This window comes from Spiroplasma poulsonii (assembly GCF_009866525.1).
GTDB classification, from domain to species: Bacteria; Bacillota_I; Bacilli_A; order Mycoplasmatales; family Mycoplasmataceae; genus Spiroplasma; species Spiroplasma poulsonii.
On record NZ_CM020866.1, the window covers coordinates 229655 to 256071 of the forward strand.

At 26.4% G+C, this 26417-nt stretch carries 32 protein-coding genes; 17 read left to right on the top strand and 15 right to left on the bottom strand.

Features of this window, described 5'->3' with window-relative positions; genetic code table 4:
• Window positions 1–217 precede the first annotated feature (217 nt).
• The 8 genes from MSROBK_RS12695 to MSROBK_RS01285 all read right to left on the bottom strand — a co-directional run bounded on the left by MSROBK_RS12695 (window position 218) and on the right by MSROBK_RS01285 (window position 4488).
• A complete protein-coding gene (locus MSROBK_RS12695; RefSeq protein WP_438944475.1) occupies window positions 218–586 on the bottom strand; it encodes a transposase in 369 nt (122 codons plus the stop codon).
• Between the two features lie 327 nt (window positions 587–913).
• Window positions 914–1318, bottom strand: coding sequence for a hypothetical protein (locus tag MSROBK_RS01255; RefSeq protein ID WP_040092662.1), 405 nt, complete (start codon window positions 1316–1318; stop codon window positions 914–916).
• A 230-nt stretch (window positions 1319–1548) separates the two neighbouring features.
• Window positions 1549–1785 carry a hypothetical protein gene (locus MSROBK_RS01260; protein WP_159373208.1) on the bottom strand — a complete coding sequence of 79 codons (237 nt, stop codon included), beginning with the start codon at window positions 1783–1785 and terminating at the stop codon, window positions 1549–1551.
• A gap of 263 nt (window positions 1786–2048) precedes the next feature.
• Complete coding sequence (locus tag MSROBK_RS01265) at window positions 2049–2582, bottom strand: TraM recognition domain-containing protein (protein ID WP_040092664.1); 534 nt, start codon at window positions 2580–2582, stop codon at window positions 2049–2051.
• A 133-nt stretch (window positions 2583–2715) separates the two neighbouring features.
• Window positions 2716–3066, bottom strand: coding sequence for a hypothetical protein (locus tag MSROBK_RS01270; RefSeq protein WP_159373210.1), 351 nt, complete (start codon window positions 3064–3066; stop codon window positions 2716–2718).
• The gene (locus tag MSROBK_RS01275) at window positions 3023–3550 is read right to left on the bottom strand and encodes a type IV secretion system DNA-binding domain-containing protein (protein WP_159373211.1); all 528 of its coding nucleotides are present in this window, start codon (window positions 3548–3550) and stop codon (window positions 3023–3025) included. Before MSROBK_RS01275 ends, MSROBK_RS01270 begins: the two co-directional genes overlap by 44 nt.
• An 11-nt stretch (window positions 3551–3561) precedes the next feature.
• Window positions 3562–3882: a hypothetical protein gene (locus tag MSROBK_RS01280; protein WP_133165043.1), complete on the bottom strand. Its 321-nt coding sequence runs from the start codon at window positions 3880–3882 to the stop codon at window positions 3562–3564.
• A 243-nt stretch (window positions 3883–4125) separates the two neighbouring features.
• Window positions 4126–4488 (bottom strand): transposase family protein, encoded by a 363-nt coding sequence (locus MSROBK_RS01285; protein WP_084217931.1) that lies wholly within the window; start codon window positions 4486–4488, stop codon window positions 4126–4128.
• A gap of 18 nt (window positions 4489–4506) precedes the next feature.
• On the opposite strand from MSROBK_RS01285, the gene MSROBK_RS12700 reads away from it, so the two are divergent.
• Together MSROBK_RS12700 and MSROBK_RS12705 are read left to right on the top strand one after the other, a co-directional pair.
• Window positions 4507–4959, top strand: coding sequence for an IS5 family transposase (locus MSROBK_RS12700; protein WP_040092647.1), 453 nt, complete (start codon window positions 4507–4509; stop codon window positions 4957–4959).
• Window positions 4944–5342, top strand: a complete 399-nt coding sequence (locus MSROBK_RS12705; protein WP_242441474.1) for a transposase family protein — start codon at window positions 4944–4946, stop codon at window positions 5340–5342. The genes MSROBK_RS12700 and MSROBK_RS12705 overlap by 16 nt, the downstream gene beginning before the upstream one ends.
• Before the next feature lie 120 nt (window positions 5343–5462).
• Here MSROBK_RS12705 and MSROBK_RS01295 read toward each other — a convergent pair whose 3' ends face one another.
• Window positions 5463–5684, bottom strand: a complete 222-nt coding sequence (locus tag MSROBK_RS01295; RefSeq protein ID WP_040092669.1) for a hypothetical protein — start codon at window positions 5682–5684, stop codon at window positions 5463–5465.
• A gap of 69 nt (window positions 5685–5753) precedes the next feature.
• Here MSROBK_RS01295 and MSROBK_RS01300 point away from each other — a divergent pair, with 69 nt between their 5' ends.
• The 10 genes from MSROBK_RS01300 (at window position 5754) to MSROBK_RS01325 (ending at window position 14158) form a co-directional block, all read left to right on the top strand.
• Window positions 5754–6044 carry a hypothetical protein gene (locus MSROBK_RS01300; protein ID WP_052443420.1) on the top strand — a complete coding sequence of 97 codons (291 nt, stop codon included), beginning with the start codon at window positions 5754–5756 and terminating at the stop codon, window positions 6042–6044.
• A 74-nt stretch (window positions 6045–6118) separates the two neighbouring features.
• Entirely contained in the window at window positions 6119–6586 is a 468-nt protein-coding gene (locus MSROBK_RS11335) for a lipoprotein (RefSeq protein WP_227991331.1), read from the top strand.
• 85 nt (window positions 6587–6671) lie between these two features.
• Window positions 6672–6977, top strand: coding sequence for a hypothetical protein (locus tag MSROBK_RS11340; protein ID WP_227991332.1), 306 nt, complete (start codon window positions 6672–6674; stop codon window positions 6975–6977).
• A gap of 231 nt (window positions 6978–7208) precedes the next feature.
• Entirely contained in the window at window positions 7209–7412 is a 204-nt protein-coding gene (locus MSROBK_RS11345; RefSeq protein ID WP_227991334.1) for a hypothetical protein, read from the top strand.
• A 42-nt stretch (window positions 7413–7454) separates the two neighbouring features.
• Entirely contained in the window at window positions 7455–7748 is a 294-nt protein-coding gene (locus MSROBK_RS11350; RefSeq protein ID WP_227991336.1) for a hypothetical protein, read from the top strand.
• Window positions 7749–7968: 220 nt separating this feature from the next.
• Window positions 7969–8421: an IS5 family transposase gene (locus tag MSROBK_RS12710; protein WP_040092671.1), complete on the top strand. Its 453-nt coding sequence runs from the start codon at window positions 7969–7971 to the stop codon at window positions 8419–8421.
• A complete protein-coding gene (locus MSROBK_RS12715) occupies window positions 8406–8804 on the top strand; it encodes a transposase family protein (protein ID WP_416375028.1) in 399 nt (132 codons plus the stop codon). The genes MSROBK_RS12710 and MSROBK_RS12715 overlap by 16 nt, the downstream gene beginning before the upstream one ends.
• Before the next feature lie 184 nt (window positions 8805–8988).
• Complete coding sequence (locus tag MSROBK_RS01315) at window positions 8989–9282, top strand: PTS sugar transporter subunit IIB (RefSeq protein ID WP_040092672.1); 294 nt, start codon at window positions 8989–8991, stop codon at window positions 9280–9282.
• 400 nt (window positions 9283–9682) lie between these two features.
• Window positions 9683–12397: a magnesium-translocating P-type ATPase gene (gene mgtA, locus MSROBK_RS01320; RefSeq protein WP_040092673.1), complete on the top strand. Its 2715-nt coding sequence runs from the start codon at window positions 9683–9685 to the stop codon at window positions 12395–12397.
• A gap of 207 nt (window positions 12398–12604) precedes the next feature.
• On the top strand, window positions 12605–14158 hold the full coding sequence (locus MSROBK_RS01325) for an APC family permease (RefSeq protein ID WP_040092674.1): 1554 nt from the start codon (window positions 12605–12607) through the stop codon (window positions 14156–14158).
• A gap of 413 nt (window positions 14159–14571) precedes the next feature.
• Here the strand turns inward: MSROBK_RS01325 and MSROBK_RS12720 are convergent, their stop codons facing one another.
• Window positions 14572–14970 carry a transposase family protein gene (locus tag MSROBK_RS12720; protein WP_242441474.1) on the bottom strand — a complete coding sequence of 133 codons (399 nt, stop codon included), beginning with the start codon at window positions 14968–14970 and terminating at the stop codon, window positions 14572–14574.
• Window positions 14955–15407 (bottom strand): IS5 family transposase, encoded by a 453-nt coding sequence (locus MSROBK_RS12725; RefSeq protein WP_040092647.1) that lies wholly within the window; start codon window positions 15405–15407, stop codon window positions 14955–14957. Before MSROBK_RS12725 ends, MSROBK_RS12720 begins: the two co-directional genes overlap by 16 nt.
• Window positions 15408–15518: 111 nt before the next feature.
• Here MSROBK_RS12725 and MSROBK_RS01335 point away from each other — a divergent pair, with 111 nt between their 5' ends.
• A complete protein-coding gene (locus MSROBK_RS01335) occupies window positions 15519–17081 on the top strand; it encodes a hypothetical protein (RefSeq protein WP_040092677.1) in 1563 nt (520 codons plus the stop codon).
• Between the two features lie 862 nt (window positions 17082–17943).
• On the top strand, window positions 17944–20469 hold the full coding sequence (gene mgtA, locus MSROBK_RS01345; RefSeq protein ID WP_040092817.1) for a magnesium-translocating P-type ATPase: 2526 nt from the start codon (window positions 17944–17946) through the stop codon (window positions 20467–20469).
• A gap of 161 nt (window positions 20470–20630) precedes the next feature.
• On the opposite strand, the gene MSROBK_RS12730 is transcribed toward mgtA (MSROBK_RS01345), so the two are convergent.
• Both MSROBK_RS12730 and MSROBK_RS12735 read right to left on the bottom strand, forming a co-directional pair.
• Window positions 20631–21029 (bottom strand): transposase family protein, encoded by a 399-nt coding sequence (locus tag MSROBK_RS12730; RefSeq protein WP_416375029.1) that lies wholly within the window; start codon window positions 21027–21029, stop codon window positions 20631–20633.
• Entirely contained in the window at window positions 21014–21466 is a 453-nt protein-coding gene (locus tag MSROBK_RS12735) for an IS5 family transposase (RefSeq protein WP_040092682.1), read from the bottom strand. The genes MSROBK_RS12730 and MSROBK_RS12735 overlap by 16 nt, the downstream gene beginning before the upstream one ends.
• 73 nt (window positions 21467–21539) lie before the next feature.
• On the opposite strand from MSROBK_RS12735, the gene MSROBK_RS01355 reads away from it, so the two are divergent.
• A complete protein-coding gene (locus MSROBK_RS01355; RefSeq protein ID WP_040092685.1) occupies window positions 21540–21746 on the top strand; it encodes a hypothetical protein in 207 nt (68 codons plus the stop codon).
• A gap of 66 nt (window positions 21747–21812) precedes the next feature.
• Here MSROBK_RS01355 and MSROBK_RS01360 read toward each other — a convergent pair whose 3' ends face one another.
• Window positions 21813–23165, bottom strand: a complete 1353-nt coding sequence (locus MSROBK_RS01360) for a M17 family metallopeptidase (protein ID WP_040092687.1) — start codon at window positions 23163–23165, stop codon at window positions 21813–21815.
• A 132-nt stretch (window positions 23166–23297) separates the two neighbouring features.
• Here MSROBK_RS01360 and pepF point away from each other — a divergent pair, with 132 nt between their 5' ends.
• Window positions 23298–25103 (top strand): oligoendopeptidase F, encoded by a 1806-nt coding sequence (gene pepF, locus MSROBK_RS01365; protein ID WP_040092689.1) that lies wholly within the window; start codon window positions 23298–23300, stop codon window positions 25101–25103.
• 95 nt (window positions 25104–25198) lie between these two features.
• On the opposite strand, the gene MSROBK_RS01370 is transcribed toward pepF, so the two are convergent.
• The gene (locus MSROBK_RS01370) at window positions 25199–25738 is read right to left on the bottom strand and encodes a cob(I)yrinic acid a,c-diamide adenosyltransferase (RefSeq protein WP_040092690.1); all 540 of its coding nucleotides are present in this window, start codon (window positions 25736–25738) and stop codon (window positions 25199–25201) included.
• 446 nt (window positions 25739–26184) lie between these two features.
• Here MSROBK_RS01370 and MSROBK_RS01375 point away from each other — a divergent pair, with 446 nt between their 5' ends.
• Window positions 26185–26409, top strand: a complete 225-nt coding sequence (locus MSROBK_RS01375) for a hypothetical protein (protein WP_040092691.1) — start codon at window positions 26185–26187, stop codon at window positions 26407–26409.
• Window positions 26410–26417: the final 8 nt, after the last annotated feature.

Consider the following 26417-nt stretch of genomic DNA (forward strand, 5'->3'; position numbering starts at 1 on the left):
CCACAACGAAAAAATTAATTTATTTTTTTAAATTATTTAATTTTAAATAAATATTTTATGTTAAATATAATAATTGTAAATTATAAATTGAGGCAATTAAATTAAATCTTAAACCAAATCTTTTTCTTCGATTACGATATTTTTCTGTAATAATTTTAAATTTTTTAAGAATAGCAAAAATATTTTCAATAATATTCTCATTTTTGAAACTAGTCTATTATATTGCTTTTGTTCTTTGTTTAAAGGGTTTTCTTGTTTTCTTTGTAGGTATTAGAACATTATTGTGATTTTTTTGTATTCCTTGATAACCACTATCAACTATTAATTTGGTATTTTTTAAAATTGGGATTTTTGATTCTTTAAATAAAGCATAATCATGTTTTTTTCCGAGCGAAAAACTTGTTGCAATAATTTTTTTGGTTTCTTGTTCGATAATTACTTGTGTTTTGATCGTGTGTTTTTTCTTTTTACCAGAATAAGATTGTTTTTGTCTTTTTTTGGGCGTTGGATTGGGAGTTTCGGTAGCATAAATAATAATAGTTTTATCATTAAAATAATCATTTATTAGTGCTTTTTTACCCAGCAAGTTGTTGAAATCAGAGTTTTTAATTAAAATATCTTCAATTCACTTAATATTACGATAACAATTAGCCTCACTAATATCAAAACTTTTACCAAGATGAAAATAAGTCTGATATTCTCGTTAATATAATAAAGTCATCAATAATCTATTTTCTAATGATAATTTATTAGTTTTACCACCTTTTTAAATTTTTCTATTTCAGCAACTTTTAAAATATCTAACATTTTATTAAAGTGAATTTTTTTATTCCTGTTAATCTTAACCATTCTCTATCATTAAGAGTATTAAATTTATTATTGTTCATATTTTTATGTCCTCATAAATTATATTTTATAATAATATTTTAATAAAAAAGGGTATCGCAAGAAGTCTAGTTAAATAATGCAATTCTTTAATTGCAGTGTTGCAAATCGCTTGATAACCTGCTAAACGATATTTGTTATTATCTCTTGTGTTATAAATTCAGTAGGTAAATAACATATCAATGCCAACCAAAAAGTATTTACCAGTTTTATCAATAAAACACATTATTTTTGGTACACAAATAAATTTGTCATAAATTTTGACTTTGTAGCTAGTTTCGCGGGTAGGGTGTTGGCGAACATATTTTTTCGGAATGTAAAAATTAGAGACATGTTTATTCTTGTCAAGTTGATTAATAACTTTATAGTTCAATCCATTTATCTCCACAAAGTGGTAATTGACTTGTTCTGCTTGCTGTACTAAATTTTCCATAATTTCTGTTCCTTTATTTGGTTTTGAGCGAATTTAACCCCCTTATTAGCGTTGATATTTTCCAAAATGTAATCCCTTCTTTTGGTTAGTTTAAACGCTAATTTAAAGGTAAAAATTTATGATTTATAAATTGTGTTCTTTTTTGATTTGTTCAACGCGTTTTTTATATTCGCGTTGTTTTTCTTTGTCTAAATTGCTGTATCAGCTACGTTTTCATTCCTGACGAACTCTTACCAATTCAAACTTTTCTTTTCTAACGCCAATTTGTTGGTTATTAGTTTGTATTCTTTTTGTTTTTCTTTAGTTAAGTTTTCAAATCAACCACTTTTTCACTGTTTCTCTCACTGTTTTAAAGCAAGGCGACCAGGGTGGTGTTCGATTTGGTATTGCTTTACCCGACGTTGTTCTTTTTGAACATCATTTTGATCATAATCAATTTTTGTATCAATATAACTTGCTCTGCGCATAACATCATGTCCTTTCTAATAAATATTTTCATAAATAAAAAAATAGGTAGATGACTTTTTTATCATTCTACCTATACACAAAAATTAAAAAATGTTATAATTTAACTGACCTACCAAAAGGTGGGGTTAAATTAATAAGCCCTAGTTAAGTGGTTGTCCCCGCTTAATAGGTGTATAGAAGAATGACTTGCGTGTCATTTTTCTTTTTGTTTATTTAGTTGTGTTTATTATAGCACAGGTAGAGTGTATTATTTATTTAATTGTTAAAATAAATTATCTAAATAAGTTGGGTCAACTTGAATTTTTTTAATAAATAACTTGCCACTCGGTAGAGTGGTTTTTAAATAGCATTCCCCGATTTTAAGGTTTTTAAGGTCATTCGGATGAACAATAAATTCATCCACCGAACGCACCGACCCCATATCAGCCGTGTTGTTTTTAAAATCAAGTTGTCGAGTTAGTTTTTCGGTTTCTTGGGTGCCAAATACACTTGCTATATATTCGGCCGTGTTTGGGTCTTTCAATGAGTGACAAACAATAGTGCTAACATTTCCAAAAATGGTATCTGTTAAATTCATATTGTTTGTTTTTAGGTCATTGATTGTTTGGGAAGATAAGAAACACTGATAATTAAAACTACGCGACTTATTTATCAAGTTGATAATCGTTTCACTCGCAAAGACATTAAACTCATCTAAAACAATGTTAATTTTTTGATTAACTGGTTTTAGCGTGGTTAATTCTTTTAAGTCTTGGATAATGATTTTACCAACTGAACCCGCTAGTTTGGGATACATCAACGAATTGATTACTAAACAAAATCGTTTTATGTTTAGTAATCAATTCTAACAAAGTATTTTTATTGCCCAAACTATTGTTTAGTTGTGTGTTGTAAACATTTAATTGATTAAAAAGACTGTTAATGTCTTTTTAATCAAAATTTGATAATAACGAAATGCTATTGTCATTAAAAGCAATTAATTTTTCTAATTGTTTAATAGGAAAATATTTAACTAAATTATCAAAAGTAATAGCTATATCATTTTTTAAAAGTGTATCAAGCAATAGTAATAAATAATTATGTGCTAAATTTTGATAATACTGTTCGGAAAAGTCAAACAACGACATTATTTTATCCGCTAAAATAACTTTATTTTTATTTGCAAATGGTTTATATTCCGTTGTGCCACCAATTTCTCAAATAAAAGCGTTAGGGTATTGTTGTTTAATTTTTCAATTAAATCAACATCCCCTTTTCCATCATAATAATTGTGGTTTCACGGAATTTAAACCTTAACTCTTTTATAATTTGCATTAATGTCGTTGTTTTACCGCTCCCAGTTGTACCAACTAGGAGAGTATGTTGAGTTAAATTTGATTTTATTAAACCAAAGTTTTTATTTAATTTAAGCAAATTACTTTGTTGAATTTGTTTAAATTCTTGTTCTTTTTGTTTTGCTTTTTTCTTTTGTTCATAATCAAACATATCAAAGTGTTGTCATTTTTGATAACCAATAAAACCAGCAACGACAAGCACAACGATAGTGCTGATAATTGCTGAAATTTTAAAGCAAATATCTTTGCTATAAGCAGTTGAAAAGGTTTGTCAAGTAACTGCTTTTAATTTTATTCCTGCATAGCCAAGCGAAATAGTAATATTAATTAAAGCAACTAGCAAGAAAAAAGTTAATATAGCAAAAATAATTCAAAAGATTACTTTTTCAAATTTATTAAGTTTTTTATATCATTGTTTTATTTTCCGCATAAATTTTACTCCTAACTAAATGCTTCTTGTTCTATTTCACTTGCTTCAACATTTAACAGCATTCGGTTATTAGCACCAATCGAAAACAGACATGTTCCCGTTGGTGCGGTTGCAATCGTATCTTTTTGATATTGATTTAATCGCCCACTAGTGGCAATTAAATTATCATAATATTGTAAATCGCTTGCCGCTAAATGATGAACAAACTGATATAAACAGTTGTTGATTATTCCTTGGGTTTGCGTTTTAATATTCGCATTGCCCATAAAGTCGTTGATATTTTGCGTCATAATATATAAAATACCATTATATTTTCGAATGCGTTTTGTCATTTCAAATAAGAAATTCAACGCTAAGGTATTGTTTTCATTAATCAATAAGTGAGCTTCATCGATGGCAATACAAATTCATTAGACTTCTTGCATTACTTGTTAAAAAATTGCAAATATTTGTAAAAAAGATACTAATAGAAAAATATAATTTTAATTAATTATGTTTTTTATTTAAAAATTTAATATTTTTCCACAACGAAAAATTAATTTATTATTTAAATTATTTAATTTTAAATAAATATTTTATTTTAAATATAATAATTGTAAATTATAAATTGAGGCAATTAAATTAAATCTTAAACCAAATCTTTTTCTTCGATTACGATATTTTTCTGTAATAATTTTAAATTTTTTAAGAATAGCAAAAATATTTTCAATAATAATTCTCATTTTTGAAACTAGTCTATTATATTGCTTTTGTTCTTTGTTTAAAGGGTTTTTCTTTGTTTTCTTTGTAGGTATTAGAACATTATTGTGATTTTTTTGTATTCCTTGATAACCACTATCAACTATTAATTTGGTATTTTTTAAAATTGGGATTTTTGATTCTTTAAATAGACTTCTTGCGATACCCTTTTTTATTAAAATATTATTATAAAATATAATTTATGAGGACATAAAAATATGAACAATAATAAATTTAATACTCTTAATGATAGAGAATGGTTAAGATTAACAGGAATAAAAAAATTCACTTTTAATAAAATGTTAGATATTTTAAAAGTTGCTGAAATAGAAAAATTTAAAAAAGGTGGTAAAACTAATAAATTATCATTAGAAAATAGATTATTGATGACTTTATTATATTGACGAGAATATCAGACTTATTTTCATCTTGGTAAAAGTTTTGATATTAGTGAGGCTAATTGTTATCGTAATATTAAGTGAATTGAAGATATTTTAATTAAAAACTCTGATTTTCAACAACTTGCTGGTAAAAAAGCACTAATAAATGATTATTTTAATGATAAAACTATTATTATTGATGCTACCGAAACTCCAATCCAACGCCCAAAAAAAGACAAAAACAATCTTATTCTGGTAAAAAGAAAAAACACACGATCAAAACACAAGTAATTATCGAACAAGAAACCAAAAAAATTATTGCAACAAGTTTTTCGCTCGGAAAAAAACATGATTATGCTTTATTTAAAGAATCAAAAATCCCAATTTTAAAAAATACCAAATTAATAGTTGATAGTGGTTATCAAGGAATACAAAAAAATCACAATAATGTTCTAATACCTACAAAGAAAACAAAGAAAAACCCTTTAAACAAAGAACAAAAGCAATATAATAGACTAGTTTCAAAAATGAGAATTATTATTGAAAATATTTTTGCTATTCTTAAAAAATTTAAAATTATTACAGAAAAATATCGTAATCGAAGAAAAAGATTTGGTTTAAGATTTAATTTAATTGCCTCAATTTATAATTTACAATTATTATATTTAACATAAAATATTTATTTAAAATTAAATAATTTAAATAATAAATTAATTTTTCGTTGTGGAAAAATATTAAATTTTTAAATAAAAAACATAATTAATTAAAATTATATTTTTCTATTAGTATCTTTTTTACAAATATTTGCAATTTTTTAACAAGTAATGCAAGAAGTCTAATAAAGTCATCAATAATCTATTTTCTAATGATAATTTATTAGTTTTACCACCTTTTTTAAATTTTTCTATTTCAGCAACTTTTAAAATATCTAACATTTTATTAAAAGTGGATTTTTTTATTCCTGTTAATCTTAACCATTCTCTATCATTAAGAGTATTAAATTTATTATTGTTCATATTTTTATGTCCTCATAAATTATATTTTATAATAATATTTTAATAAAAAAGGGTATCGCAAGAAGTCTAATGAAAGCAAATCATAGTGTTTTATTTGAAAATAATTTATCTGTTGTGTTGTTTTCGCAAAGTGTTTTTGTTCTATTTTTAATTGCTTTTTCAGTTGATAGTTCAATTATGATTCGTAAGATTTTATTAATTTTTAAAAAACATAATATTAAACAAAACCTTAATTTTGTTTTGTTAATTGACTTAGATGATATTATTAAATGATTACAAATGCATATGTTAGTTAATAAACGTAGTGATAAGGAGTTAAAAATTGTTGTTAATGGTTATCAACGGGAGTTATTAAATTAGAATGCTCCCTTAGGTAGTTATTTTTGATTAAATAAAAGTTTTTATTAATGTAGAGAGTGTAAAGGAGATAAAAAATGAAAAAACTTTTAACTATTTTAGGGACGCTTGTTTTAACTAGTTCATCAGCTTTTAGTGTTACAGCCTGTCAAAACCAACCTTCTACGGTAAAGCCACCAGATGATCCAGACCATGAGCATGGGCAAGATGTTCCAACGCCAGCGACAGATCCTATTCAAGCGGCAAAAAATAAAATTATTAATAAATTAAATCGTTTTTCTGAATTAACACCAATGATTGTTGATAGTAATGATTTTCAGACCGTTAATGCGGATAATGCTTTTGATGTTTTAAAAAATAATTTTACTGAGTTTGGTGATGATTTAACATTATCACAAACTAGTTTTAGTAAAATTGAGATTGTTGATAAATCAGTAATGCATTGTGGGCAATTAGAAGTAAATGCTAGTTTTAAAGGAGAAGAATTAGTTAATCCAAAAACAAAAGATAATAATTTTGCTGTTGGGTTACTACTAATGATTTAAAATTAACAAATGAAACAATTCAAAAATTAAATCAAAGTTTAACAATTATTTTTTCAAAAATGAATTTGCCAATTGCAGGAACAATTTGCCAATTGAAAATATTTTAGATATAGTTGCGCAGGTTGGGTTATTTAATAATTTACCAACCGTTATTTCAACAAAATTTGATGATAGTGATTCAAATTGAAAAAAATGACAAAATTTTATTAATTCATTAACTAATTTACCATTTGTTGGTTATTTTCTTAAAGATGGGGCAATTGATAAAACAATTAACCAGGATGTTATTATTGGAACGACAGCAACAATCACAATTAAAGCAAAATATCTTGATATTTTAAATAGTTTGGCACCAGATATTATTTATTTTCGTAATTTTATAATTGAATAACGCCAACAACAAAAATCACAAAACTTATTATTACTATTAATTCAGTATTTATTTGATGCACCACGAAATATTAACGATGATGGTTTTTTAGATGTTAATAAAGATATTAATAGTAATAAGGGTGGCAAAATTAAATTTAATACTAATTTAGAGCATATTTTACATAATTTATTTGATGGTTGAAAAAACAAAAGTAATGAATGATCAGCGGTTAGAACCCCAATTTCAATTGTGGTTGCTGTTAAAGTACTTTTTGTTACAACAACTATTAATATTAAATATGAACAAGCTCCACCATTTTGATACCAAGTAACATCAGGAACAGAAGGGATTATTGATATTCTTCCAGTTCAACAATTTAAATCTTTTGTTAATCAATTATTTGATTATGATTTAAATTCTGATTTAAAATTAACAGCGCATATTGTTAAGTAAGATTTTGATTTTCCAATTTCACTTAACACACAAATTCAACAATTGATTCCAACAATGTTGAAAATCAATGGTCATAGTGATGCAGCAATTGCTGATAGTGAAGTTAAATTAACTAGTGGTAAATTGCAGATTGAATATCAAGATAAACCAAATGCGGAATGAAAATTAGCGAAGGGTGTTGATGATCTAGTATCAGCGCTTGATATGCGAATTAATATTGGAGGGATTGCTTTTACCGTAAAAGCAATTAATGATAAAACAATTTTATTTGAAACAACTAATGAAGATTTACATATGATTTTTATTCCAGATATTAACTCAAACATTTTAGGTTAATAATTTTTTCCAAAGTTGCTATAGATTTCTTTTAAGTGAAACAAGGGATAAACAATAAATATCAATGACTTTAGTAATAATACTAAAGTCATTTTTTGAATTATTGCATTTTTAATTTATAACCAGTATAATTTAATATAATTATAAATAATAGACTTCTTGCGATACCCTTTTTTATTAAAATATTATTATAAAATATAATTTATGAGGACATAAAAATATGAACAATAATAAATTTAATACTCTTAATGATAGAGAATGGTTAAGATTAACAGGAATAAAAAAATTCACTTTTAATAAAATGTTAGATATTTTAAAAGTTGCTGAAATAGAAAAATTTAAAAAAGGTGGTAAAACTAATAAATTATCATTAGAAAATAGATTATTGATGACTTTATTATATTGACGAGAATATCAGACTTATTTTCATCTTGGTAAAAGTTTTGATATTAGTGAGGCTAATTGTTATCGTAATATTAAGTGAATTGAAGATATTTTAATTAAAAACTCTGATTTTCAAAAACTTGCTGGTAAAAAAGCACTAATAAATGATTATTTTAATGATAAAACTATTATTATTGATGCTACCGAAACTCCAATCCAACGCCCAAAAAAAGACAAAAACAATCTTATTCTGGTAAAAAGAAAAAACACACGATCAAAACACAAGTAATTATCGAACAAGAAACCAAAAAAATTATTGCAACAAGTTTTTCGCTCGGAAAAAAACATGATTATGCTTTATTTAAAGAATCAAAAATCCCAATTTTAAAAAATACCAAATTAATAGTTGATAGTGGTTATCAAGGAATACAAAAAAATCACAATAATGTTCTAATACCTACAAAGAAAACAAAGAAAAACCCTTTAAACAAAGAACAAAAGCAATATAATAGACTAGTTTCAAAAATGAGAATTATTATTGAAAATATTTTTGCTATTCTTAAAAAATTTAAAATTATTACAGAAAAATATCGTAATCGAAGAAAAAGATTTGGTTTAAGATTTAATTTAATTGCCTCAATTTATAATTTACAATTATTATATTTAAAATAAAATATTTATTTAAAATTAAATAATTTAAATAATAAATTAATTTTTCGTTGTGGAAAAATATTAAATTTTTAAATAAAAAACATAATTAATTAAAATTATATTTTTCTATTAGTATCTTTTTTACAAATATTTGCAATTTTTTAACAAGTAATGCAAGAAGTCTAATAAAAAATGGAGGCTTTATATGAAAAAGATTAGTTTAATTTGTTCAGCGGGGATTAGTACTAATCGAATTTTAGATAAGATTAATGATGTTATTGCAAAAAATAACTATGATATGCAATTTTTTGCAATAACACCAGAAGAATTAGAACATGATGATTATAATATTATTTTATTAGCCCCGCAAGTTGAATATTTAACAACAAAAATAACAGCTATGCTAAAAAATAGTAAAGTTGTTGTTTTACCATCTGAATTATATATTAACAATGATTCAGAAGGAATCATTAATTTTGTTAATACACTATCTGATTAGATTAAGTAACATAATGTAAAAGACTACTTTTGCATTATTTTTTATTTTTAGACAGTATTTTTTATCAAACTTTTTATTTATTTTTCTTACAAAATAAAAATATTTTTTATATAAAAAGTATATACTTTATTTTTTTATGTTAGAATATATGTGTATTATTTTTAACTAAAGAAAGAGTGGTGATATTTCTATGCTTGGACAACAGGAACAGTCCGGAACCAGTAGGGACCGGTTAACAAAGGGTATTAATTTTAATAAGAGTAATATATTATTTAATATTGTTTCTGACCATCAAAGAGATAATCACCGTAATTATGCATAATTATTAATATTTTTGCTTGCGTTAATTTATCTTCTTATTTTGTTGTGTCAAGAAACAAAGCAGGAAAGGAAGCAGAACATGTTTGGGAGAGATAAAACAAAAGAAGCTTTATTAAAAAAGCTAAATTTTAATGATAAAAAATTAAAATCATGTTCAAAACTTAACCAAACTGAATTATTAACTGAATTTAAAGATAATCAGTTTGGTGTAAAAACTACTGATGTAGAAAATTGACAAAAAGAATATGGATATAATAAAGTAGATGCTACAAAATTTAATTGAGTTTTAAATTTCTTTAAATCATTTTTTGGACCATTTAACTTAGTTTTAATGGCAATTAGTGTTTGAAACTTTTATGAATTTTTCTCTACTCCCGTTGCAGAACGGGGAATTACGGATGTTTTACCAGCAATTATTGTTGCAATAATGATTTTTGCAAGTGGGACTGTTGTTTATATTCAAACAATTAAAGCCCACTTTGTCACAAAAAAATTAATTAGTATTGTTAGTAATAAGGCAATGGTAATTCGTGATATTGAAGGATATGGCAACATTAATCATAATAATGTGTTTGAATTAATTAAAAAAGGAGAAGATATTGATGTTCGTGATCTAGTGCCTGGTGATTTGGTTTACTTATCAAGCGGGGATATGGTTCCTGCCGATGTTCGAATTTTAGTTAGTCGTGATTTATTTATTAACCATGCTTCATTGACAGGAGAATCAATGCCAATTGAAAAGCATGCAATAACAGATAATACTAATTTATTAGAATTAGAAAATATTTGTTTAATGGGGACAAGTGTTGTTTCAGGAAGTGCAATTGCAATGGTTGTTCAAACTGGAACCAAAACATACTTTTCATCAATTTCAAGTGCATTACAAGAAAAACGTCCATTAACAAATTTTCAAACAGGAGTACAACGTGTAACATTTTTGTTAATTATGTTTGTGCTAATTATGGCACCAATTATTTACCTAATTTATTCAGGAACTAAAAATGATTGACTAGGAGGGCTTACATGAACAGCAGCGGCAGCAGTTGGGATTGTTCCAGAAATGTTGCCAATGATTGTAACAAGTAATTTAGCACGTGGGGCTCGTAAAATGAGCCATAGCAAACTTGTTTTTAAAAATTTAGGGGCAATTCAAAATTTAGGAGCAATTGATGTTTTGTGTACTGATAAAACAGGAACGTTAACAAATGATAAAATTGAGTTAATTAATTATGCAAGTTTAGATAATAAAAAAGAAACAGATTTATTGAAACTTTTATACTTAAATAGCTATTTTCAAACGGGAATTAAAAATCAACTAGATAGCGCAATTATAGATTATGTTAAAGATAGTTTACATCATTTTACTCCTGATAAATATCAAAAAATTGATGAAATTCCTTTTGATTTTGAACGTCGTCGTTTAACAATAATTGTTAAAAACGAAGAAGAAACAAAATTAATTTCAAAAGGTGCAATTGAAGAAATCATTAATGTATCAAATAAAATTTATTATCAAAATAAAATTGTTGATTTAGATGATGAAATGAAAAAACAAATTACTAGTACTGTAACACGTTTAAATAATCAAGGATATCGTGTTTTAGGAATTGGTTATAAAGTTGTCAGCGATAATAAAAAAGCATATAGTGTTAGTGATGAAGAAGATTTAATTTTTTATGGATATGTAACATTTTTAGATGTTCCAAAACCATCAGCAGCAAAAATGGTAAAAGTATTAGCAGCTCGTGGAGTTGATTTAAAAATTTTAACAGGGGATAATGCTGCTGTAACTCGTTCAATTTGTGAACGGGTTGGGATGCAAATTAAAGGGATTATTTCTGGTGAAGAGTTAGACAAATTAACTGATTATGAATTAAAACGTGCCGTTGAAATTAATAATGTATTTGTTAAACTAAATCCAATTGAAAAATCAAGAATTATTGCTTTATTAAAAGCAAATAATTATGTTGTTGGTTTTATGGGTGACGGAATTAATGATGTTCCTGTTTTACGACAAAGTGATATTGCAATTTCAGTTAACAATGCAACTGATGTTGCTAAAGAAGCATCAGATATTATTTTATTAGAAAAATCATTAGATGTAATTGAACATGGAATTGAACAAGGGCGTTTAACATTTGGAAATATTTTAAAATATATTAAAATAACAATGGCGTCACAATTTGGAAATGTTTTTACATTAATTGTTGTGGCCTGGTGAATACCATTCACGCCAATGCTGCCAGTACAAATGTTATTCCAAAATTTAATTTATGACTTTTCACAATTCGCAATTGTGTTTGATCGTGTTGATGAAGATTTCTTACTACAGCCACAACGTTGACGAACAAAGGGAATGTTATCGTTTACCTTTGTTAATGGTCCGATTAGTAGTGTCTTTGACATAATTACCTTTGTTATTTTAGGATATGGCTTTGGTGTCTTTAATGCATATGCTGCTGATCCAAATTCAGCTAATGCTGCTTACCATATCGCTATTTTCCAATCAGGGTGATTTATTGAAGGATTAATTACACAATCAGTAGTAATGTTAATGTTTAGAACAAAACAAATTCCATTTATTCAATCAAGACCAACTTGACCAGTTAATGTATCAACAACACTTGTTGTGGTGTTAGGATTTTTAATTCCATATGTCTTTAACAATGTCTTTCCAATGACCGCGCCACCATTGATATATATTCCAATTGTGTTGGGTGTCATTGCGGCATATTGTATTACCGCACAATTATCAAAAGTTGGTTATATTAAAGTGGTTAAAAATTGATTATAAAACAAAATAATGAAATATTTTAAAGGAATGACCAATAAAAAGGCTTATTCTTTTTATTTTTTAATGGAATTACTATTTTAATGTTAAAATTTTAAATATACTTGTGTTAAAATTTTGACATTAAATAATATAGGAAGATTATTATTTAGCGTTTTATAATTTTGAGAACTGAAAAAAATAAATTAATGGAAAGGGCGATGTTAAATTATGCAGAAAAAGGCTGCTCAAAAATATGGATTTTTTATGTGCTTTTGTATGGTTGTTGGAACAGTTGTTGGAACAGGAATCTTCTTTAAAAACGAGGGGGTTTATGGTCTAACGAATGGTAATGGAATTTTAGGGTTAATTGCTTGAATTATAGGAGGTGTTATGGCACTTTCATTTGGATTATCGTTTATGGAAATTTCGTCGGCAAAACAAGATTCTAATTCAGGAATTGCTTTATATGCAAAATTATTTGGTGGTCAACGTTTTGGCCGTGTTGTTCGAAATGCAATGAATCATATTTACATTCCGTTAACTACTTTTACGGTGGCTTATTATACAACAAAAGCATCAATTTGAGCTTTTGGTGGTGACTTAGCGGCCGAAGTTGCGTTTAGTGAAAGGGTTGGTGGTTATGGAAATTATCAGTTAATATTAACCTTTTTTGCGGTTTTTTATACTATTTTATTAATGTATATTTGTACTTATTTAGAAAAAACTGGGAAGTATATTCAAATGACAACCGTTGTTTTAAAGTTAATTCCGTTAGTTTTAGTTGGTTTAATTGGAATGTTCTTTTTTAAAAATGATCCAAATGCTTTTAGTGAATCTGGTTTAGGAGATCCTGATAAATATAAATTGGTATCAAACAAAAGCGGATTTGAAATGATTTTAATGGCTTTGCCGGGAATTTTATTTTCATTTGATGGGTTTTTATCAACAACATATATTCAAAAAGATGTTAAAAAACCAGAACGTAATATTCCATTAGCATTAGTATTAGGATTAACATCAGTTACTATTCTTTATCTAATTGTTTCAATTGGAACTTTAAATTTAGATGCTAGTGGAAGCGTTGCTGCTGCCGCGGAAAAGATTTTTAATAATCCTGTTGCAAATAAAGTTTTTGAACGAGTTATTTTCTTCTTTATTTTAATTAGTGCTTTTGGAACTTTAAATGGTTATAGTTTCTCAATGGTAAAATTAACTCGTTCATCAATTGAAGATAATTTTATTATTGGGACAAAATTGTGTAATAAAATTGTTGCGAAGCGTAGTCTTAATTTAGCAAACTTTGTTGCAGCAGTAATCATAACATTAGTATGAGGGTTAATTATGGGAATTCCAACCATTTTTGCAAAAGAAACGTATAATTTTTATGATTTTATTAGTAATGCTGGTGTTGTTGTGGCTTTTCTAATGTATGGCGCAATTATTGGGTTAGGAATTTGAAATCGTTATCACCAACGGATTAAAACAGCTAAAAATTGATATTTTATTCCAGCTGCTGTGATTAGTGTGCTTTGTATTGTAACAGTTATTATTTATAATGTTTATTCATATTTCTTAAATGCAATTGTAATGTTAGAAAAAACAGGACCAATTTTAGCAATTGTTTGATTACTTTTAATTTTAGTTTTACCATGACTTGGTTTATGAATGAAAGATAATGAAACAAAAGTGAAAAATATTACTTTTAAGAACGACATAAATGTTCAAAATAATAGTGTTAACAGAACAGATAATCTTGAAGAAAGTAAAGATAATGAAACGTAGTTAACAATAAAAAAACATATCTAAAAGATATGTTTTTTTATTGTTAATAAATTCCCCTTTTTTGGTAGGGGAATAAATCTGTTGAATAGGGGAGTTTTTCTTAGTTTATCCCCTAAAATAGGTAAAAGTTTATTTTTTATGTAAAATCCACTTGCTTTTTTGCCATAATCAAGAATTATATAGAAAAATACAAAGGAGAATATTTTATTATGAAAAAACTATTAAGCATTTTGGGGACTATAACATTAATAGACTTCTTGCATTACTTGTTAAAAAATTGCAAATATTTGTAAAAAAGATACTAATAGAAAAATATAATTTTAATTAATTATGTTTTTTATTTAAAAATTTAATATTTTTCCACAACGAAAAATTAATTTATTATTTAAATTATTTAATTTTAAATAAATATTTTATGTTAAATATAATAATTGTAAATTATAAATTGAGGCAATTAAATTAAATCTTAAACCAAATCTTTTTCTTCGATTACGATATTTTTCTGTAATAATTTTAAATTTTTTAAGAATAGCAAAAATATTTTCAATAATAATTCTCATTTTTGAAACTAGTCTATTATATTGCTTTTGTTCTTTGTTTAAAGGGTTTTTCTTTGTTTTCTTTGTAGGTATTAGAACATTATTGTGATTTTTTTGTATTCCTTGATAACCACTATCAACTATTAATTTGGTATTTTTTAAAATTGGGATTTTTGATTCTTTAAATAAAGCATAATCATGTTTTTTTCCGAGCGAAAAACTTGTTGCAATAATTTTTTTGGTTTCTTGTTCGATAATTACTTGTGTTTTGATCGTGTGTTTTTTCTTTTTACCAGAATAAGATTGTTTTTGTCTTTTTTTGGGCGTTGGATTGGAGTTTCGGTAGCATCAATAATAATGGTTTTATCATTAAAATAATCATTTATTAGTGCTTTTTTACCAGCAAGTTGTTGAAAATCAGAGTTTTTAATTAAAATATCTTCAATTCACTTAATATTACGATAACAATTAGCCTCACTAATATCAAAACTTTTACCAAGATGAAAATAAGTCTGATATTCTCGTCAATATAATAAAGTCATCAATAATCTATTTTCTAATGATAATTTATTAGTTTTACCACCTTTTTTAAATTTTTCTATTTCAGCAACTTTTAAAATATCTAACATTTTATTAAAAGTGAATTTTTTTATTCCTGTTAATCTTAACCATTCTCTATCATTAAGAGTATTAAATTTATTATTGTTCATATTTTTATGTCCTCATAAATTATATTTTATAATAATATTTTAATAAAAAAGGGTATCGCAAGAAGTCTAATAAATACAGGGACAACTTTCCTTATTAGTTGTAGTAATAAGATGACTGATGATAATGAGCCAACTGATGAACCAGCTGCTGCGAAGGATGCAAAAATTTTAAATGAAATTTCAAAGCGAGCTTCAAATAGCTTGCAAAAATATGCTTCAAAAAAATCAATGATTGATGAAACAAACTATGATATTAGTTTTGAAAAATTATATAAAATGGTAACATTAACTAATCCATCAGTTGTGCTTGTTATTGATAATCCTGATGTAGCAAAAATTTTACAATTAATTAGAACAGGTTTTAATGCTGAATTTGAAAATATTAATCGTGAAATTATTAACGATTATCCAAATTATTATCCAACAGATGAACCATTAGCGGTTGTGGAGAATTCAATTAATTATCAATTAAATTATATTGACTTAACACAATTAGCAAAAATAACAGGAGTTGATGTTACAAATGTCAATGCTGTTCGATTGGATTTTAGGTTTAATTTTGTTGTTCGCTTTAAAAGTTTGGAAACAACAGTGCCAGTTACAATTTCATATGTTTTAACTGGAAATGCTAAAATTGTTAATGATTTATTATCAGGGGTTGTAGCAAAAGTTGCAAAACCAATTGTTAATTATTTTAACCAAATTAAAAGTATTAAAATTGATAGTAATCAAGATTTTAAAAAATTATATGATAATTTTGATATTATTTATACTAATAACTATGAAGAATTAGATACAATTGTAATGCATAAACTTAATGAACTTATTAAAATCGATGATGATTTAGCACCATTTAAAGATAAAATTACTTTTGTTTTTTCAGAAAGAATGTTAAATTTAGTATCAGCGTCAATTACGGAAGCGGCGGCCGGTAATGCGGCCGGTTCTAATGCTGTTTTTGACCTGGTTGCAAATCGAACAACAGCAAAATGAAGTGGTGAAGGATTTAATCCTAATCAATTAACGGGACAAAACTTTTTAAATTTTTATCGGTCAGTTATGCCAATTTTTCAAACAAATAAAGGAATTCTACAGTTAGGGTCATTTAATGTTAACTTATTAAAAGTTCAAGTTGCTGGGTTTCCATTATCAGGAGTTGTTGCAGATAATAACAATCAAAACTTAAATGTTAGTGTTGAAGTGTCTGATCAAGGATTAAATAAAAAGTTAACAAATTTTGGTAATATTATTGCGGCATTTAATAAGTATTATCGTATTGAAACATATTTACCTGGAAAACGATCAATTTTTCATGTTCCAACAAATGATTTTGATAAAATAAAAACATATTTAAAATCAAGTGGTGATTTGAAAAAAATGTGAAGTATTTTGGAAGCAAGTTTTAAAAAATTATCTTATGCTAATGGCTTAGAAGATCTTAATTTATTTTATTTAGGTGAGTCATATAAAGCTTTAACAACTAATGCAATGTTATATTATATTGATGGAAATGATAATATGCTTTATCCAAATGCTTCATATAAACTTGGTGTGACATCGGGCGGAAATGTTTATTGAACATTTGATTATCGTTTTGGTGTTGACAAAGATAGTTCCTTTATCTATTCGGTTTATAGTGGATATTGAACAAGTTTTGGAATTATAAGAGAGTAACAATAAATAAGTGATACTAATGTCAAAATTAAGGTTACTTTCCTTTTTTAATGATATAATAAAAATATAAATTTTATTAAAGTAAAAAAATATTAAATAATGAAAGTATACTCCTTATCGTGATTATACAAAAACAACTATGCTTTCACAATAATTAACCTGTTTTATTGGTAATTTATGAGAGTTTTAGTTTTTTAGAAGAACTCTTTTTTTATCACTGGTACCAAAATAGCAACATTAAAGGTGTGTGGTTACTAATGATTATTATTCACAATGCTATGTCTTTTTGTCCAATTTTACTTTGAAGTATCTTTTTGAATACAAAGTATATTTTGTTGTTTAGAAAGAAATATGTTCCCCAGTAGAGGCCATTTTATACAAGATATCAAAACAAAATAATATGCTGCTATAATATTTAAGAAAAAGGATAATGCCTAGTTACTAAACGATTATTAGGAATCAGTAAAGCTAAAGCATAATTGCTGAATATCTGTTAGTTTTTTAGCGAATGCCAAACTAGGCCATTATTTATTAATCTGTTATGATAAAAAATAATATATAATCTAATAAAATTTTCCAAAAACAAATAAAAATGATATTAATTTTATAATTAATATCATTTTTTTATTTTTTTGTTAATTAATATTCTGGACTTTTTTGCATTATTTTCGTTATAATTAATATATAAGTAATAACAAAGAAAGGCTGTGGTATGAACTATTCAGATGTATAAAAATTATGAAAAGAAAGTTATTATGGATTTAGGAATTTTATTACTTTACAGATTTAATTTAAATTGTGTTAAAAGTCCTAAATTTATAATGGTTTGAATGTAATTTTTATAGGAGAAAGGAGTTTTGTAATGGCGAAAATAATAACTAAATTTAAAGGTGATAATAAAGACTTTAAAGGACGAAAAAAGGAAATTGGGTTTTTAAAAACAGATGAAATTAAACAAATTTCACAATTTTCGCAAACGGAAATTTTAGAGCATTTTGATCTTAAAAATTTTGGGTTAGATTATGATGAAGCAAAAGAAATGGGAAAAAAATATGGTGATAATTCTCAACAAAAAACAAAGTTTCATTGGTTTAAAAATTTTTTAAAAGTATTATTAAACCCCTTTAATATTGTTTTAGCAGTAATTGCAACTTATAATTTGGTAAGTTATTTTACTTTGGGTGGCGATAGTTTTGAAATAATTGGTGTTATTATTATTGCTATTATGATTATTATTAGTACCACAATTGCTTACATTCAAGATATTCGTAGTTTTTTAGTTACAAAAAAATTAACTGATTTAGTTAGTAACACCATTACGGTGATTCGATTAGAACATGATGAAAAGGTTGCTGAGGTTTCCGTTAATAATAATACTAGTTTAATTCGTGAGGCAAAGGAATTAGAAATTCATGAATTAGTACAAGGAGATTTAATTTATTTATCAAGTGGGGATATGGTTCCTGCTGATGTTCGAATATTATGAAGTAATGAGCTTTTTATTAACCAGTCAAGTTTAACGGGTGAATCACTGCCAGTTGAAAAGCATGCTGGTTATAACTCACATAAACCAAGTTTATTAGAATTAGAAAATATCTGTTATACAGGAACTAGTGTTGTTTCGGGAAGTGCAATTGCAATTGTTGTTGGGGTTGGTCAAGATACATACTATGCGACAATTTCAAAAACATTACAAGTTAAACCACCAGAAAATAGTTTTAATCGTGGAATTAAAAGAACAACATGATTATTGTTATCTTTTATGTTTGTGATGGTGCCAATTGTGTTTGTTATTAATGGGGTGACAAAAAATGATTGATTAACCGCATTGTTATTTGCAATTTCAGTTGCCGTTGGTTTAACCCCAGAAATGTTACCAATGATTGTGACTTCTAATTTGGCACGTGGAGCAAGCCGGATGAATAAAGCGAAAGTTGTTGTTAAAAAACTAGAGGCCATTCAGAATTTAGGGGCAATTGATGTTTTATGTACTGATAAGACAGGAACTTTAACAAATGATAAAATTGAGTTAGTTGATTATCAATTATTAGATAAAAAGAAAGATGATCGGTTATTAACATATTTATATTTAAACAGTTATTTTCAAACGGGATTTAAAAACCCCTTAGATAAAGCAATTATCCATTATATTGATGATCATCATTTATCAAATTTTAAAAATGATTATCAAAAAATTGATGAAATTCCGTTTGATTTTAATCGTCGTAAGCTGACAGTAGTTGTTCGTGGTAAAGATGAGCATCATACGTTAATTTGCAAAGGTGCAATTGAAGAAATTGTTAAAAATTGCACCAAAATTGAATATAATGGGCAAGTTGAAGATTTAACTGCAGAGCATTTACGAATGATTAATGCAACAACTGAACAAATGAATACTCAAGGGTTGCGGGTTGTTGGTTTGGCATATAGTCATGGTCATAACACTGATACGTATTATTCACCAGCTGATGAAAAGGATTTAATTTTCTATGGTTTTGCTTCGTTTTTAGATAAACCAAAGCCATCAGCAGCAAAGATGATCCAATTGTTACGCAAAAATGGTGTACAGTTAAAAATTCTAACTGGTGATAATGAACAAGTAACACGAGCAATCTGTGATCGTGTTCACTTAAAAATTAAAGGGGTTGTCACGGGTGATTATATTGAAAAGCTAAGTGAATTTGAACTTCGTGATGTTGTTGAACAAAATAATGTTTTTGTAAAATTAAATCCATTGCAAAAAGCTAAAATTATTACTGCTTTAAAACAAAATAAGCATGTTGTTTGTTTTATGGGTGATGGCATTAATGACGCGCCGGTATTACGCCAAAGTGATGTAGATATTTCGGTTGATAATGCAACCGATATTGCGAAAGAAGCATCAGATATTATTTTATTGGAAAAATCACTATTAGTATTAGAAAAAGGAATTGTCCAAGGACGACAAATTTTTGGAAACATTTTGAAATATATTAAAATTACAATTGCTTCAAACTTTGGGAATGTGCTAAGTATTTTAGTAGCATCAGCATGATTGCCATTTCAGTCAATGATGCCAATTCAAATTTTATTTCAAAATTTATTGTATGATATGTCACAATTGGCAGTTGCCTTTGATAAGGTTGATGCTGATTTCTTATCAAAACCACAAACATGGACAACAAAAGATATTTTACCGTTTGTCTTTATTAATGGGCCAGTCTCCTCAATTTTTGATATTTTAACTTTCGTTGTGATGGGTTACTACTTTGGAGTGTTAAGCAATCCACAACATATTACTGCCGAACAAGTGACTTTATTCCAAACAGGATGATTTGTTGAAGGATTAGTAACACAAACTTTAATTGTTCAACTATATCGAACAAGAAAAATTCCATTCTTTCAATAGACTTCTTGCATTACTTGTTAAAAAATTGCAAATATTTGTAAAAAAGATACTAATAGAAAAATATAATTTTAATTAATTATGTTTTTTATTTAAAAATTTAATATTTTTCCACAACGAAAAATTAATTTATTATTTAAATTATTTAATTTTAAATAAATATTTTATGTTAAATATAATAATTGTAAATTATAAATTGAGGCAATTAAATTAAATCTTAAACCAAATCTTTTTCTTCGATTACGATATTTTTCTGTAATAATTTTAAATTTTTTAAGAATAGCAAAAATATTTTCAATAATAATTCTCATTTTTGAAACTAGTCTATTATATTGCTTTTGTTCTTTGTTTAAAGGGTTTTTCTTTGTTTTCTTTGTAGGTATTAGAACATTATTGTGATTTTTTTGTATTCCTTGATAACCACTATCAACTATTAATTTGGTATTTTTTAAAATTGGGATTTTTGATTCTTTAAATAAAGCATAATCATGTTTTTTTCCGAGCAAAAAACTTGTTGCAATAATTTTTTTGGTTTCTTGTTCGATAATTACTTGTGTTTTGATCGTGTGTTTTTTCTTTTTACCAGAATAAGATTGTTTTTGTCTTTTTTTGGGCGTTGGATTGGAGTTTCGGTAGCATCAATAATAATAGTTTTATCATTAAAATAATCATTTATTAGTGCTTTTTTACCAGCAAGTTGTTGAAAATCAGAGTTTTTAATTAAAATATCTTCAATTCACTTAATATTACGATAACAATTAGCCTCACTAATATCAAAACTTTTACCAAGATGAAAATAAGTCTGATATTCTCGTCAATATAATAAAGTCATCAATAATCTATTTTCTAATGATAATTTATTAGTTTTACCACCTTTTTTAAATTTTTCTATTTCAGCAACTTTTAAAATATCTAACATTTTATTAAAAGTGGATTTTTTTATTCCTGTTAATCTTAACCATTCTCTATCATTAACAGTATTAAATTTATTATTGTTCATATTTTTATGTCCTCATAAATTATATTTTATAATAATATTTTAATAAAAAAGGGTATCGCAAGAAGTCTAATCAATGTCATCATGACAATTATTGGTGGCGGGGGCTGCCGTGATTGCAGTGGGAATTGCATTACCATACACATCAGTTGGACCACAATTAAGTTTAGCGCCATTACCAGCAATATACTTTGCCTGATTTGTCTTATTAGTGGGTGGTTACTGTTTTATGAGTCAAGGCGTCAAAGTATTTTATATTAAAATGTTTAAACGATGATTATAGATTTACGATTAGTAAATCTATTTTTTATAAAATAAAAAACATCTTGCAGTTGCAAGATGTTAGGTGTTAACCTTTAAACATTTCAAATAAAGTTTTAATCATAACACCAGTTCCGCGACCATCAGTAGTGTCAGCTGTTCCAGCAATGTCTAAATGGATATATGGTTTTTCTTCAACAAATTCACATAAAAAAGCAGCAGCAGTGGAACTTCCTGCAAAGCGTGAACTCTCAGCATTAGTTAAATCAGCAATTGGAGTTTTTCGCATTACAGCAGTATGTTCTTCTAAGATTGGCATTCTTCAGATTCCTTCATGTGCATTTACTGCAGCATTAGCGAACCGATCATATCAACCATCATTATTAGCAAAGACCCCAGTTAACCATTTTCCTAAGGCAACTAGAATTGCTCCAGTCAAAGTTGACGCTTCAATTAGTTTATCAACATTTAATTTACGAATTGCATAAGTAATTCCATCAGCTAATACTAATCTTCCCTCCGCATCAGTATTGTCAATTTGAACGGTTTTCCCGTTCATTGACGTGATAACTGATTCAGTTAGGGTTGCTTTTCCCCCAATACGGTTTTCAGTTAAACAAGCAACCGCAGCAATATTTGTTTTAACTTGTGCTTTTGCTAAAGCTAAAACTGTTGAACAAACAATTGCTGCTCCGGACATATCAAATTTCATTCCGGCCATAGCAGTTGACGGTTTTAGATTATATCCACCACTATCAAAAGTAATTCCTTTTCCGACTAAACCAACTTTTTCTTTACTACTACTATTACCAGTATATTCTAAGACAACAACTCGCGGTTCTAGGTAACTACCAGCATTGACAGACAATAGGAGACCCATTTTTTCTTTTTCAATTTCTTTTTTATCTAAAATAGTAACTTTTAAATTAGCAATCCCTTTAGCAGCATTTGCAATTTTTTCGGCAAAAATTTCTGGATACATTAAGTTTGGTGGTGTATCTTGTAACATACGGGCAAAATTAACAAATTCCATTTTAATTTTAATTTCTTCAAAAACAGTTGCTGCTTTATCACAATTGTGAATTAAGTTAATTGTATAAGTTTTTTGTGCTTTTTTGGTTGTTTTTAAAGTATAACTATCATTTAAATCATATAATGTTCCTTCTGCTAATGCTTTGAAAATATGACTATTTGGTTCAGCGCCTTTTTTAAAAGTATCAACCTCAATATTTAAATTATATTTTATTGTGCTCATAAATTTTTTAATAAAATCTTCTGCGGTTTTAAAAGTTAATGCTTTTTCAAAATAAACATAAAGGATTTTTTGATCTGAAATTAATGTTGTAACACCATTTTCTTGAATAACTAATGGATTAATGTCAGCTCCTTTAAAAACTGCTTTTAATGTTAAATCTTGTTTTTTGTCGTTTAATAATACCATTGTAAATTTCCCTCTTTCTATTTAAATTATTATATAAATAATATTATAACATTAACTAGGATAAGGACAAAAATATTTTGTTTTTCCGTTATAATTATGAGGTATAGTTTTGATAGAAAGAAGGAAAAAATAATGAAGCGAAAAGATGCACCAACACAATATAAATGAAATTTTAGCCATTTATATCAAGATAATAAAGCGTGAAAAGCTGATTTAGCTAAAATTGTAAAAAAATTAGAAGAAATTATTACTTTTAAAGGAAAGTTAAATGATCCAGTTATTTTTAAAAAATATGTCTTATTGGACGAAGAAATTGATTTAATTGCTAGTAAAATGGGACAATACTTGCATATGGGGGATATTGATACAACTGATTTATCATATCAAGAATTAGCCGGAATTTATTCAAATACTTTAAATCAAATTTCAAGTCAATTAGCTTTTATTGCTCCGGGGTTAAAAGCAATTGGTGAGGAAACCATTATGATGTGAATTAAGAATGATTCAACCCTTAGGGTATATGAATATAGTTATCGTAAGTTTTTTAAAAATGCCAAATACATTTTAGGAGAACGTGATGAAGAAGTATTAGCATTGGTTACTCGCTCTCGTGGTGTCGCTTATGATTTATATGATTTATTAGCATATGCTGATAAAAAACCAGTGTTTATTGATTATCATAGTAAAAATACGGAATTAACAAGTGCTGTTTATAGCGAAATTATGGAAAAAACTGATCCGTTAACTGAACAAGAGTTTCGGATTAAAGCAACACAATTATTTACCGAGCATTTAACTGATAAGAAACACGCTTTTGCTCGTGTTTATGAGGGAATTATTCAACATAGTGTTGAAGCAGTTCGTTTACGTGGTTATCAAAATACTTTACAAGCAGCATTAAGCAGTGATAATGTTTCAGAAGAAATTTATGCAAGTTTAATTAAATATGGTCGCGAAAATAGTCGCTTATTTGTTCGTTATAATGAATTGTTAAAAAAACATTTTAAGTTTAAAAAATTTTATGCGACAGATCGTAGTTTAAAATTAGTGACTAATGTTGCTTTATTGGACAAAAAATATACTGTTGAAGAAGCAAAAACAATGATTCGTGAATCATTACAACCGTTAGGATCAGAGTATTTGACTCAATTAGAAGTAGCATGAAGTGATCACCGAATTGATTATTTTGAAGATACTAATAAACGAAGCGGTGCTTACTCATCGGGTGGTTCGGGAGTTGACCCAATTATTTTAATGAATTGAGATGATACAATTGGGTCAGTTAATACACTAGCCCACGAAGCAGGACATTCGGTTCATACTTTATTAGCAGATCTAAATAACAAATATCCGTTAAATAATTATCCAATTATTTTAGCAGAAGTTGCGTCAACGGTTAATGAACATTTATTATTTGATTACTTATACAAGAATGCAACAAGTAAAGAAGAAAAAATTTATTTATTACAAAATCGTATTGATGAAATTATGGCTACTTTTTTCCGTCAAATTCATTTTGCTGATTTTGAATGAACAGCACACAAGATGGTTGAAAATAATGAGCCATTAGATGCTGATAAATTAGCTGTTCTTTTTGAACAAAAAGCAAATGAGTTTGGTTATACTGTTTTTGACAAGCGTAATCCAACAAAAAAATCATATGGGTGACCACGAATTTTACATTTCTTTAATTCACCATATTATGTTTATAAATATTCGACATGTATTGTTGCTTCCTTTAAACTTTATAATGATGTTATCAACGGTGAACCAGAACAATTATTAAAATTCTTAAAACAAGGTGGCCAAAAAGAACCATTATTAATTCTAAAAGATATTGGGATTGATTATACTGACTCAAATGTTTATCGTGCTTTAATCACAAAGTTAACAGCAATGATTGATGATTTAGAACAACTACTATTTGCTAAAGTATAAGACTTTTTGATAAAATAAAACAATTCGTTTTTAACGAATTGTTTTATTTTATAACATTATGAATTATAAAAACATTAGTTTAATAAGTATTTAAATTAAAATTCAATGCCTTTTCGTGCCGGAACTTTTTGATAAAAATAGTGCTTTGTTGCTTGAACATGACTTACTAAATCAACAGCATTAATTAAATTATCGTTAATATGATGGCCGGAAAAAGCGATTTCAATACTAGGGTTTTTATTTTTAATAACTTCAATTAATTCTGCTTCGGTAATTAATTCGTTATAAATACAGCCAAGAAGTTCATCAACGATAATTAAATCAACTGTTCCATCTTGACTTAGTTTCTTAAGTTCTTCAAAACCAACACGCATTTCTTTACGAAGAACTTCTTTTTCTTGATCATCCATTTCTCAAAAAAACTTTGTGTTTGATGAATAGTAATTAATTACCTCGAAATTAGGGTCATTTAATTTTTGAAAAAATAACATTTCTCCAGAAATACGATTTTTTAAGAATCGCAAATATTTAACTTTTCATTGATATCCTAAAGCACGAATTGTCATTCCATTTAAAATCGATGTTTTTCCTTTTCCATCACCATAATAAATATGACAGTAACCTTTTTTTTGCATAATTACCCCCGTATGTATAAACATTGTACTAAAAAGTTCCTAGTTTTAACTTTTAAATATAAAGAAATAAGCAAAAATATACTGGCAAGTTTTATTTCTAATTTTAAATAGAACAGTACTAATATTAATTTTGTGATAAAATTAAATTACCATTTAAAGAATTTAAATGTAGCTTAGAATTAACAATGAAAAAATAATTTTACAATAATATTAACTTTAAAAAAATTACTATGAAGATATATTCGATATTAACAAGTAAATGAAAGGATAAATATTATGAAAAAGATGTTGTTAACAGCCATTATTATGGTGACATCAATGAATGTAGTTCCTTTGAACTATAAATCTCAACAAAATAATGATTTAAATAATATAATTACCGCTAAGGAGCAGATAACATTAACAAATGATGATTTAGGTTTTTTCAAACATATATTAATACATTTATGAAATTACAAAATCATAATATTAATACTACGTCTATTAAAACAGAATTAATTAGTAAGATTGATGAAGTGTTAACAGAAGGTGATTATAAGAATATTGGAGTAATCACACGCTTATATGAATTAAAAAGTGAGTTAATAGGAACTGATGATAAAGCAATGATGATTGATTCATTAGACTTCTTGCGATACCCTTTTTTATTAAAATATTATTATAAAATATAATTTATGAG